The 11,167-nt window shown below is 71.3% G+C and carries 9 protein-coding genes; 7 read left to right on the top strand and 2 right to left on the bottom strand.

The features are described 5' to 3' along the window. Nucleotides 1-111 precede the first annotated feature (111 nt). The 4 genes from MKK67_RS13210 (at nt 112) to MKK67_RS13195 (ending at nt 5,539) form a co-directional block, all read left to right on the top strand. Nucleotides 112-1,803, top strand: a complete 1,692-nt coding sequence (locus MKK67_RS13210) for a methyl-accepting chemotaxis protein (RefSeq protein WP_243965465.1) — start codon at nt 112-114, stop codon at nt 1,801-1,803. Nucleotides 1,804-1,925: 122 nt separating this feature from the next. Further along, entirely contained in the window at nt 1,926-2,825 is a 900-nt protein-coding gene (rarD, locus tag MKK67_RS13205; protein ID WP_243965463.1) for an EamA family transporter RarD, read from the top strand. Between the two features lie 48 nt (nt 2,826-2,873). Beyond that, nucleotides 2,874-5,261, top strand: coding sequence for a response regulator (locus MKK67_RS13200; RefSeq protein ID WP_243965459.1), 2,388 nt, complete (start codon nt 2,874-2,876; stop codon nt 5,259-5,261). Then, complete coding sequence (locus MKK67_RS13195) at nt 5,258-5,539, top strand: hypothetical protein (RefSeq protein WP_243965456.1); 282 nt, start codon at nt 5,258-5,260, stop codon at nt 5,537-5,539. Before MKK67_RS13200 ends, MKK67_RS13195 begins: the two co-directional genes overlap by 4 nt. A 200-nt stretch (nt 5,540-5,739) precedes the next feature. Here the strand turns inward: MKK67_RS13195 and MKK67_RS13190 are convergent, their stop codons facing one another. Then, a complete protein-coding gene (locus MKK67_RS13190; RefSeq protein WP_243965454.1) occupies nt 5,740-6,777 on the bottom strand; it encodes a P1 family peptidase in 1,038 nt (345 codons plus the stop codon). Between the two features lie 101 nt (nt 6,778-6,878). Between MKK67_RS13190 and MKK67_RS13185 the strand changes: the two genes are divergently transcribed. Together MKK67_RS13185 and MKK67_RS13180 are read left to right on the top strand one after the other, a co-directional pair. Beyond that, entirely contained in the window at nt 6,879-7,748 is an 870-nt protein-coding gene (locus MKK67_RS13185; protein WP_243965453.1) for an NAD(P)-dependent oxidoreductase, read from the top strand. A 298-nt stretch (nt 7,749-8,046) separates the two neighbouring features. Continuing rightward, entirely contained in the window at nt 8,047-9,765 is a 1,719-nt protein-coding gene (locus MKK67_RS13180; protein ID WP_243965452.1) for a methyl-accepting chemotaxis protein, read from the top strand. Nucleotides 9,766-9,778: 13 nt separating this feature from the next. Here MKK67_RS13180 and MKK67_RS13175 read toward each other — a convergent pair whose 3' ends face one another. Continuing rightward, nucleotides 9,779-10,630, bottom strand: a complete 852-nt coding sequence (locus MKK67_RS13175; protein ID WP_243965450.1) for a S49 family peptidase — start codon at nt 10,628-10,630, stop codon at nt 9,779-9,781. Between the two features lie 229 nt (nt 10,631-10,859). Here MKK67_RS13175 and MKK67_RS13170 point away from each other — a divergent pair, with 229 nt between their 5' ends. Continuing rightward, entirely contained in the window at nt 10,860-11,162 is a 303-nt protein-coding gene (locus MKK67_RS13170) for a hypothetical protein (protein ID WP_243965449.1), read from the top strand. Nucleotides 11,163-11,167: the final 5 nt, after the last annotated feature.

Raw genomic sequence — 11,167 nt, 5'->3', positions numbered from 1 at the left:
CGCTTGACCGGCACATTGCCTGCCGCAGCCTCGAAAATCTCTCTTGCCGCCGCCGAAAGAACTCAACATAGCTCATCCCGGTTCGATCATCGTCGCGCCATGGGGGCTCCAATGGAATTGATCTCGAAAATAAATATTCCGACGAAGCTTTTCGCGGTCATCATCTTGATGAGCGCGCTGTTTTTCGGATGCGCCGTGTACACGTCGCAGAACATCATCGCGATCGATACGGCCTACACAATCCTGCTCGACAAGGATTCCAAGGCGCTGGTGAAGATGGCGCGGCTGAACCGCGTCGTCGCGCAGCTCGGCTACGTCGCCTTCCGCACCGTAGCCGAGGCCGGCACGCCGGACGGAGCCCGCGTCGGCGCCACCCTGGACGAGCTCGTGCCCGAGGCGACCAAGCTCCTCGACGGTGCACGCCGGGAAGCCCCCACCTTCCGGGAGCGTGCGGATCGCATCGCCACGCAACTCGATACTTATGTCAGGACCGTGCGCGACATGCGCGACCTGGCCGGCAAGGGCCTGAGCGCCGAGGCGCTGGCGCTGGCACGCCAGACGGCGGATCCGATCCGGCGGGAGCTGACCGAGAGCGTCCGCACCCTCGTGGACGACATGGATGTCTCGGTCCAGAAGCGCTCCGACGACCTGACCGTCGAGACCTACGCGACGCGCTCCCTGCTGCTGACCCTGTCGATCCTCGGCATCGTCATCGGCCTCGTCGGCGGCGCCCTGGTCGTGGTCGTCGGCGTGACGCGCCCGATCCGCCGGCTGACGAATGTGCTGCGGCGCATGGCGGCTGGGGAGATCGATGCCGAGATCCCCGAGGCACGGCGCGGCGACGAGATCGGCCTGATCGGCCGGGCCGTGGAAGGCATCAAGGCGCTGGTCGCCCAGAAGGCCGCCGAGCAGGCCGAGATCCGGCGGGTGGCCGACGAAGCGGCCGCGGAGGCGCGCCGCCAGGCGATGCTGGAACTGGCCGACGGTTTCCAGGGCACGGTCGGCCGGATCATCGGCCAGGTCTCGTCCTCGGCGACCGAATTGCAGGCCACCGCCCAGACCATGACCGCCACCGCCACGCAGACCGCCAGCCAATCCACCACGGTCGCGGCCGCCGCCGAGGAGGCCGCCTCCAACGTCAACACCGTGGCGAGCGCGGCCGAGGAACTCGGCTCGTCGGTCCAGGAGATCGGCCGTCAGGTCGACGGCTCGGCCAAGCTCGCCCAGGGCGCCGTGTCCGAGGCCGACCAGACCGCGACGCTGGTGCAGGAGCTCAGCACCGCCGCCGCCAAGGTCGGCGACGTGGTGCGGCTGATCACCGATATCGCGGCCCAGACCAACCTGCTGGCGCTGAACGCCACGATCGAGGCGGCCCGCGCGGGCGAGGCCGGCCGCGGCTTCGCGGTGGTGGCCGCCGAGGTGAAGGAGCTGGCCAACCAGACCGCCCGGGCGACCGAGGAAGTCGCGGGGCAGATCGGCCAGATCCAGAAATCCACCGGCGCCGCCGTCTCGGTGATCGGCGGGATCACCGCCCGCATCCGGGAGATCGAGTCCGTGGCGACGAGCATCGCGGCGGCGGTTGAGGAGCAGGGCGCGGCGACGCAGGAGATCGTGCGCAATGTCGGACAGGCGGCGCAGGGCACCAGCGAGGTGACCAGCAACATCGCCGGCGTGGCCTCGGCCGCGGAGGAGACCGGCAAGGCGGCGGGTCAGGTGCTCGATGCCGCCTCCGAGCTGTCGCGCCAGTCCGAGCATCTCAGCGGCGAGGTCGGCCGCTTCCTGGCGACCATCCGGGCCGCCTGAACCGGGCGCGAGACGCGGCGGTGCGGGATGTCAGCCCTGCATCGCCGCCCCTGTCCCGCGCGAGCCGACGGGCGTAGAGCCCCGGCTCGGTCCGCCGATTCGGGTCGATCGGGAGGACTGACGTGGGCCTCGTCTACGCGCTCGCCGCCTATCTGAGCTGGGGCCTGCTGGTCCCGGTTCATTTCCGCACGCTCGGGGCCTTTAGCCCGAACCACATCCTGGCCGAGCGCATCGTCTGGTCGAGCCTGTTCGCGGGCGGGCTGGCCCTGGCGCTCGCGTCCCGCAAGCGCCTCAACCTGCCGCTGCCCCTGCGCCGCCGCCACGCCCTGCTGGCGGTCTCGGCCGCGATGATCGGGGTGAACTGGCTGCTCTACCTCCACGCCATCGACCGCGGGCACCTGCTCGACGCGAGCCTCGGCTACTACATCAACCCCCTGGTCAGCGTGGCGTTCGGCCGAGTGGTGCTCGGCGAGCGGCTGCGGCCGCTTCAGGCGGTGGCGGTGGGGATCGCGGCTTCGGGCGTCGCCGTCGCGGTGCTCTGGGCGGGGGAATTGCCGGCCCTGTCGCTGTCCCTGGCGGTGTCCTTCGCGCTCTACGGGCTGGTCCGAAAAATCGTCGGGGTCGATGCCCTGGTCGGATTCCTGGCCGAGACCCTGCTGCTCCTGCCGCTCGCGATCCTGTGGCTCGTCCTCTCGCCCGAGCCGTTCCTGCCAGCCGAGCCAAAGACCCTCGCGCTGCTGATGCTGACGGGGGTGACCACCGCGCTGCCGCTGATCTGGTTCGCTGCCGCGGCGGTTCGCCTCCGGCTGACCACGCTGGGTCTGCTGCAATACGTCGCCCCGACCTGCCTGCTGGGCCTCAGCGTCCTGGCCTATGGCGAGCACGTGGAGCCGCCCCGGGCGGCAATGTTCGCCCTGATCTGGGTGGCGCTCGCCCTCTACAGCGTCGATGCCCTGCGCGGCCGGCGGCCCGCAGAACCTGTGGTCGAGGTCCGGTCGGATCCCGACCCGATGCGTGTATAAGGAATCCCATGCGCCCCGCGGGGCGGGGGACGGGATACCGGCGGGCCGATGAGGGAATCCGAGGGCGGTTCAGGCGTCGTCACCGATGCCGATTACAGGAACCTCGCCGAGACGCTGCCGCAGCTCGCCTGGATCGCCGAGGCGGACGGGACCATCGTCTGGTACAACCAGCGCTGGTACGACTACACGGGCAGCACCCTGGAAGAGATGCGCGGCTGGGGCTGGCGCGCCGTCCACCATCCCGACCACGTCGAGGCCGTGACCGAGCGCTTTCGGGCGGCGATCATGCTCGGCCAGTCCTGGGAGGACACGTTCCCGCTGCGCGGGAAGGACGGGATCTATCGCTGGTTCCTGTCCAAGGCGCTGCCGCACCGGGACGCGGCGGGCAACATCCTGCGCTGGTACGGCACCAACACCGACATCTCTCGGCGCCGCGCCGTCGAGGAGCGCCTGCGCGATTCCGAGCAGCGCTTCCGGGCGCTGGTCGATGCCTCCGCGGCGGTGATCTGGAACACCAACGCGGTGGGCGAGCTGATGCCCCCGCAGGTCCGCTGGAGCACTTATACTGGGCAGAGCGAGGAGGCCTACCAGGGCTGGGGCTGGGTCGACGCGGTCCATCCCGACGACCGCGCCCACGCGGCCGATGCCTGGGCCGCCTGCGTCGAGGAACGCAAGCCCTACGAGATCGAGTACCGCCTGCGCCGGCACGACGGCGTCTGGCGCGCCATGGAGGTGCGCGGCGTGCCGGTGCTCGCCGAGGACGGCACCCTGCGCGAATGGGTCGGCACCTGCGTCGACGTCACCGACCGCAAGGAGGCCGAGGAGGCAGTCGAGCGGGCGCGCCAAGCCGCGGAAGCCGCCAACCGGGCCAAGAGCCAGTTCATCGCCAATATGAGCCACGAGCTGCGCACCCCGCCCTCGGCGGTGATCGGCTATTCCGAGATGCTCGGCGAGGAGCTGGAGGATATCGGCCAGGCCGCTCTCCTGCCGGACCTGCGCAAGATCGAGGCGGCGGCCCGGCACCTGTTGTCGCTGATCAACGACGTGCTCGACATCTCCAAGATCGAGGCCGGGCGCATGACCGCCTCGGCCGAGACGTTTTCGGTGTCGGACCTGCTCCGGGACGTCTCCGACGCCACCGGTTCGCTCGTGGAGAAGAAGGGCAACCGCTTCGTCCTCGACACGGACGGGGCCGAACTGGGCGCGATGCACCAGGACCAGACCAAGATCCGCCAATGCCTCCTGAACCTGATCGGCAACGCCGCCAAGTTCACCGAGACAGGGACCATCACCCTGGCGGTGCGCCGGCACCACGACGCGGGGGCGGACTGGCTGTCCTTCGCGGTCACCGATACCGGCATCGGCCTGTCCGAGGCGCAGATCGCGCGCCTGTTCGAGCGCTTCGTCCAGGCCGACGATTCGACCACCCGCCAGTTCGGCGGCACCGGTCTGGGCCTCGCGATCACCCGGGCCTTCTGCCAGACCATGGGCGGCGACATTGCCGTGACCAGCACGGAAGGGCAGGGCGCGACCTTCACGATCCGCCTGCCCGCGGTGCTCAAGCCCGAGGACGCGCCGCAGGAGATCGCCGCCGAGACCGCCGCGGCCGCGGTCGAGCCGCACGAGCAGCACGAGACCGTCCTGCTCGTGGACGACGACCCGGCCGCCCGGGAGCTGCTCCAGCGCTTCCTCGAGCGCGAGGGGTTCCATGTCCGCACCGCCAATGACGGCCGCGCCGGGCTGACCCTCGCCCGGGCGCTGCGGCCGCGGGCGATCCTGCTCGATGTCGAGATGCCGCGCATGGACGGATGGGCGGTGCTGCACGCCGTGCGCAACGATCCGGATCTCGCCGGCACGCCGGTGATCATGACCTCGGTGGTGGCCGAGCAGGGGCTCGGCCAGGCGCTCGGCGCCACCGACTACTTCGTCAAGCCGATCGACTGGGACCGGCTGAAGGGCATGATGGAGCGCTACCGCCCGGAAGGGCCCGGTGAGGCGCGCGTCCTCGTGGTCGACGACGACCCGGATGCCCGCGAGCGCCTGCGCCGGTCGCTCGGCCGCGAGGGCTGGACCGTGGACGAGGCCGAGAACGGCCGGATCGCCCTGGAGCGGGTCAGCCAGACGCGGCCGAGCCTGATCCTGCTCGATCTGATGATGCCCGAGATGGACGGGTTCAGCTTCCTGCGGGCGCTCCGCGCCCGGCCGGACGGCGACGTGCCGGTGGTGGTGCTCACCGCCAAGGAGATCACCAGCGCCGAGAAGGCGAGCCTCGGCGCCCAGGCCGACCGGGTGATCGCCAAGGGCTCCATGAGCCTCGCCGAGATCGGCCGGCAGCTGCGCGTGCTCTACGCGCGCTCCGCCGCCGAGCCGGTGCCGGGACGGCTCCAGGGCCTGATCGAGCGGCTCGCCGAGAACGATGTGGGAGAAACACCATGAGCGACAACGGGATCGATCCGGACAAGGCGGCGGCGATCCGCCTGCGGGCGCGGCTGGCGGTGGTGGAGCGGGCGGCCTGGTTCGGCCTCGTCCACGCGATGAAGACGCAGCCCGCCGCGACCGAGGCCTACATCGCCGCCGAGCGGGCGCGCTGCGCGGAAGGTTTTGGTGGCACCGCCTGGGCCAAGGATCTCACCGATGCCGAGCGCAAGATGCTCGGCGAGGAGGTCGATGCCGGGCTGGCGCAGCTGATCGCGGATGCGCGCGGGGAGGTGTGAGAGCCTGTTCGACCGGACTTTCCTACCCTCGGCCTCATCCTGAGGCGGCGGAGCGAAGCGGAGACCTCGAAGGAGCCCTCCAGCCAGCCGCGCGATCCCTGGAAGGCTCCTTCGAGGCCCGCTCGCGCGGGCACCTCAGGATGAGGGGAGGGACTGGGATCTCCGTTGCTCGGAATTGTCTTCCGACCGGGATCCCGACGTCAAATAAGATCTCGGCGCTTTTGGAACGCGTCGCGCCAAGCCGGCGGCAGTCCCATGACCGATAGAGGCGCCGCGACAGCGTGGCCCGGCAGGGTCGTCGCGCAATAGACTCCCCGCGCCACGCTCCGGGCCAGCACCCGCGCAGCGGCGTCGCCCAGGCGGGCGAGGTCGGCCACCGGGTCGGCCAGCGGCACGGTGCCGGTCGCCACCGCGAAGACGAGGTCGCCGTCGAGCGGCGTATGGGCCGGCACCAGGGCGCGGGCGAGGCCGTCCTGCGCGGCCACCGCGAGGCGCCGGCACTGCGCCTTTGTCAGCGCGGCGTCGGTGGCGACCACCGCGAGCGTCGTCGCCGCGCCGGGGAGGACGCGGGCCGGGAAGGCGAGGGCGTCCGCCGGGACCCGGGCGGGAGAGCCGAGACCGCCGAACTCGTCGCCCACCTCGAACGGCGCGGCCCAGAAATGCGGCCCGTCGCCGATCGTGGCGCTGCCGAAGGCGTTGACCGCCGCCAGCCCGCCGACCGAGAAACCGGTGCCCGGCACGGCGGCTGAGGCCGAGCCGATCCCGCCCTTCAGGCGCCCGGTCCGCGCCCCCGTGCCGGCCCCCACGGAGCCCAGGGCGAACTCGTTCGACGCGGCAGCGGCCGCCAGAAAGCCCAGCTCGCGATAGGGCGGGTAGCGGCCCCAGTCCTTGTCGCCGCCGTTGAGCAGGTCGAACAGGATCGCGCCCGGCACGATCGGCACCCGCATCGGTCCGACCGGAAAGCCGCGTCCGGCCTCGGCGAGCCAGGCGGTCACCCCCGCGGCGGCGTCGAGCCCGAAGACCGAGCCGCCCGAGAGCACCAGGGCGTCGATCCGCTCCACCGTGCGTTCGGGATCGAGCAGGTCGGTCTCGCGGGTGCCCGGGCCGCCGCCGCGCACGTCGACGGAAGCGGTGACAGGGGCGTCAAACAGGATCGCCGTGACCCCGCTGGCGATTCGCAAGTCGCTGGCGTGGCCGACCCGCAGGCCGGGAATGTCTGCAATGCAATTGCGCGCCATCGGTCTAGCTTGCCACGCCCGGCGTTCCGAGCAAATCCCCGCTCACGCCGTCGCGGCTCGACCCGGTTCGGCACGGCGGCAGATGCGGCGAGGAGCACGGCATGGACGTCGGATTCATCGGATTGGGGCGGATGGGCCGCGGCATGGCCGCCAGCCTCGCGCGGGCCGGCCACAGGGTCCGGGTCTGGAACCGCTCGCCCGAGGCCGCGCAGGGCCTCGATGGGGTGATTCCGGTGGCGAGCGCCGCGGAGGCGTTTGCCGGGGACGCGGTCATCACCATGCTGGCCGACGACGCAGCGCTCGAGGCGGTGATCGTCTCGGGCGGCCTGCTCGACCAGCCGGAGCGCCCCGGCCTGCATATCGGCATGAGCACGGTCTCAGTGGCGCTCGCCCGGCAGCTCGCCGCCGTGCATGAGCGGGCCGGCGTCCCCTATATCTCCGCCCCGGTCTTCGGGCGGCCGGACGTGGCCGAGGCCGGCAAGCTCAACATCGTGGCCGCCGGCGCCGCGGCGCTGCTCGACCGCGCGGCGCCGCTCCTCGACGCCATGGGCGCCAAGACCTGGCGCTTCGGCGAGGAGCCGTCGCGGGCCAACGCGGTCAAGCTCGCCGGCAACTTCATGCTGATCTCGGCGATCGAGGCCATGGGCGAGGCCTGCGCGCTCACCGAGGGCCACGGGGTCGCGGGCGCCGACTTCCTCGACCTGATGACCAACACGCTGTTCGCCGCGCCGGTCTACAAGGGCTACGGCGCCTCGATCGCCCAGAACCGCTACGAGCCGCCGGGCTTCGGCCTCAAGCTCGGCGCCAAGGACGTGCGGCTGGCGCTCCAGGCGGCGGAAGGCGCGGGCGTGCCGATGCCGTTCGCCAGCGTCCTGCGCGACGGCCTGATCGAGGCGATCAGCCACGGCGACGGCGAGAAGGACCTCGCCGCCCTGGCCCGGGTCTCGGCCCGGCGGGCAGGGCGCGGCTGAGGCGTCACGGACGATGCGACGCGTCTGAAGACCAAGTTCGATAGAACTCGGATTTCGCGCATCGCCCCGAAAGGCGAACATCGACTTTCGGGGCGAGACACTCCAAAACCAAAGCCTCGGTGCATCGTCCGGGACCCGATGTTCGGGACGATACGCTGACGACAGGGGCGACCGACGATCGCGATGTCGGAGCGTCTATCGAAGAACGTCTCACAAAACGCCACCTCTGCCGCCATGTCTTGAGAAAGACATCCGGCGGCGGGACGTTTCGTGAGGTGCTCTCGATCGGATCAAGCCTATGCTTCACCGTCCTCTGTCGCTGCGCGTGATGTCGCTGTCCACGAAGGTGACTCTGCTCGCGATGCTCGCCGTCGCGCTGACCGTGGCGGCGCTGTGGATCACCGTGTCCCATCAGACCTGGTCGCAGATGCAGCAGCAGCAGCGCACCAACGGCGAGCACAACCTGCGCACGCTGGCGCTGCTGATGGCCGGGCGCGTACCCGGCGCGAAGGTTGACTTGGCCGGCTCGCGGGTTGCCAGGGTGATGACGCCGAGCCTGTCCGACTTCGCGGACGCGACCGTCCCGGACGACGCGGTAGCCTATTCCGGCGGCGTTGCCACGGTCTTCAGCTACGAGCCCGCCTCCAAGAGCTTCGTGCGGCGCCAGACCACCGTGCGCCGGGAAGACGGCACCCGCGCCGTCGGCACCACCCTCGCGGCGGATCACCCGGCCCAGGCCGCGATGCAGGCCGGCCAGACCTACGAGGGCCCGGCGACGCTGTTCGGGCGGCGCTTCTACACGGTATATCAGCCGACCGTGGATGCGGCCGGGACGATCAACGGCATCCTGTTCATCGGCCTGCCGATCGAGATGTATTTCGACGCCTATACGCAGACGATGACCACCGTCAGTATCGCCGCCCTGGCCATCGCGGCGCTCGTTTGCGCGCTGATCGGGCTGACCGCGCCGCGCCTGTTCCGGCCCTTCACCACGATCGCCGCCCGGATCGAGGCGCTGGCAACGGGCGATCTGGAGACCGCGATCCCGCATGCCCAGCGCGGCGACGAGATCGGCACCGTGGCTAGGTCGCTCGAAGTGCTGCGCAGTGCCGGCCTGCGGATGCGGGAACTCGAGCAGTTGCAGAGGACGGGGGCGGCGGACGAGGCACGGCGCCGGGCGGATCTCGATCGCGCCATCGAGGCGTTCCGTGGACAGGTCGTCGTGCTCAAGGACGCGCTCACCACCAGCACCGGCGAGATGCACGCGCGGGCCGACGAGATGGCGGCCGGCTCCGCCGAGGCCGAGGTCGCCGTGGCAACGACCGCGCGGAGCTCGCACGAGACCTCGGCCAGGATCCAGACGGTGGCGAGCGCGGCCGAGGAATTGTCCGCCTCGATCGGCGCGATCGGCACCCAGCTCGACAAGGCCCAGTCGCTGGTGGCCAACGCGTCGGCGGAAGCGGAGGCGATGAACACGAAGATCGGCGCCCTGTCCGTTGCCGTGAGCCGCATCGGCGACGTCGTCGGGCTGATCCGCCAGATCGCCGGGCAGACCAACCTGCTGGCGCTGAACGCCACGATCGAAGCCTCCCGGGCCGGTGAGGCCGGCAGGGGCTTCGCAGTCGTGGCGGCCGAGGTGAAGGCGCTGGCGGACCAGACCGCGCGGGCCACGGAGGAGATCGGCGGCCAGATCGCCGCGGTGGAATCCTCGACGGCGGCGACCGTGGCGGCGATCGGCCAGATGGGCGCGCGCATGCGGGCGGTCAGCGAGACCACGGGCGGGATCGCCACGTCGGTCGCGGCCCAGAGCGCGGCAACGGCGGAGATCTCGCGCAACGTCGCCGATACGGCCGACGCCACCGGGGTTATCACCGCCGGGCTGACCACCGTGGCCGGTGCCGCGACGCGTTCAGCCCGGATGGCGGCGACGGTGACCGTGGCCGCCCGGAGCGTCGACACGGTCGCGGCCGACCTCGAAGGTGAGATCGAACGGTTTCTCGCGCAGGTGGCTGCGTAAGCGGAATCCCGCGTCAGAGCCCGAAGCGGGCGAAGGCGGCGCGCTCCTCCAGCGCCGCCAGCGCGTCCTCGGCGATCCCGCCCGGTGCCCCGCCCCGGCGCAGCAGGCGGGACAGGAGCCCGCCTTTGGCCTCGGCCACGAGCCGCAGGTCGACCGTGTCGCCGAAGCGCGCGCGCATGGTCGCGCGCACGTCGCCGAGCGCGTCGACCAGCCCGAGGGGCAACGCCTGGCGGCCAGTCCAGACCGCGCCGGTGAACAGGTTTTCGGATGTCGACAGGGTCGGGCGCCGGGATGTGACAAGGCCGGTGAAAAGGTCCTGGATGTCGGCCTGGAGGCGCTTCAGGCGCTCCACGTCGGCCGGGTCCTCCGGGCGGAACGGGTCGAGCATCGACTTCGCCTCGCCCTGCGTGTGAACCCGGCGTTCGACGCCGATCTTCTCCAGCAGGCCCTGGAAGCCGAAGCCGGCGGAGACCACACCGATCGAGCCGACGATCGAGGTCGGGTCGGCGACGATCTCGTCGGCCGCACAGGCGATCATGTAGCCGCCCGAGGCCGCGACATCCTCCACGAAGGCCACGACCGGGAGCTTCTTCTCCTCGGCCAGGGCCCGGATGCGCCGGTGGATCAGGTGCGACTGCGCCGGCGCGCCGCCCGGCGAGTTGATCACGATCGCCACCGCCTTGATCCCGGGCATCGTGAAGGCCCGCTCCAGGCTGCCCGCCACGCCGCCGATCGAGAGCCCCGGGCGGATCGGCGAGACCGCCCCGATTATGCCGGAGAGCCGGACCACGGCGACCCGGGGGCGACGGTCGCGGAAACGGCGCGGCAGGAAGGCCCGGAGGGCGTCGGGGATCGCGAACGGCATGGAGACTCTTGGGGAGAGATCGGAAGCGCAGGTGCTGCCGCCCGAGTTGGGCTTTCCGGGGGCTGGTGCAAGGGAACCGGGACAGGAGGTCCCGGCAACCATGATCGTCTGCGCAGTCAGAGCGGATCGAACCGTTTGCCGACCTTGGCGGTTCCTGGCGACGGCGCGCGGATCGTGCCGGCCCGGATCGGCGGGACGCCGCCGGGGGCTCACACGGGAGAGAGAGACGATGCGACCCTGGCCTATCCTGGTCCTGCTCGCCGCGCTGATCGGGGGCTTCGCCAGCGCCCCGTCGCAGGCGGCGCCCCTGCCGGTCCCGGCGGCCGCCGAGGCGGCTGCGCCCGGCCCCACGGTGCAGCTCGCCCGCTGGCACTATCGCCGCCACTGGCACCGGCGCCACCACTATCGGCGGCACTGGCATCACCGGCGCCATCACTGGCACCGCCGCCACCATTTTCACCGTCACTACGGGCACCGGCGGCCCATCGCGTATCGCCGCCATTTCGGCCCGCGGCACCCGACGTTCTACTGAGAGGT

Source organism: Methylobacterium sp. J-072 (genome assembly GCF_022829425.1).
GTDB lineage: Bacteria > Pseudomonadota > Alphaproteobacteria > Rhizobiales > Beijerinckiaceae > Methylobacterium.
Note: the sequence above shows the minus strand (reverse complement) of the source record. Positions and strands in the feature narration are given on the sequence as shown.

Coding starts and splice junctions, on each gene's coding strand:
- MKK67_RS13210 (WP_243965465.1), top strand. CDS start 112: ATGGAATTGATCTCGAAAATAAATATTCCGACGAAGCTTTTCGCGGTC.
- MKK67_RS13200 (WP_243965459.1), top strand. CDS start 2,874: ATGAGGGAATCCGAGGGCGGTTCAGGCGTCGTCACCGATGCCGATTAC.
- MKK67_RS13195 (WP_243965456.1), top strand. CDS start 5,258: ATGAGCGACAACGGGATCGATCCGGACAAGGCGGCGGCGATCCGCCTG.
- MKK67_RS13190 (WP_243965454.1), bottom strand. CDS start 6,777: ATGGCGCGCAATTGCATTGCAGACATTCCCGGCCTGCGGGTCGGCCAC.
- MKK67_RS13185 (WP_243965453.1), top strand. CDS start 6,879: ATGGACGTCGGATTCATCGGATTGGGGCGGATGGGCCGCGGCATGGCC.
- MKK67_RS13180 (WP_243965452.1), top strand. CDS start 8,047: ATGCTTCACCGTCCTCTGTCGCTGCGCGTGATGTCGCTGTCCACGAAG.
- MKK67_RS13175 (WP_243965450.1), bottom strand. CDS start 10,630: ATGCCGTTCGCGATCCCCGACGCCCTCCGGGCCTTCCTGCCGCGCCGT.
- MKK67_RS13170 (WP_243965449.1), top strand. CDS start 10,860: ATGCGACCCTGGCCTATCCTGGTCCTGCTCGCCGCGCTGATCGGGGGC.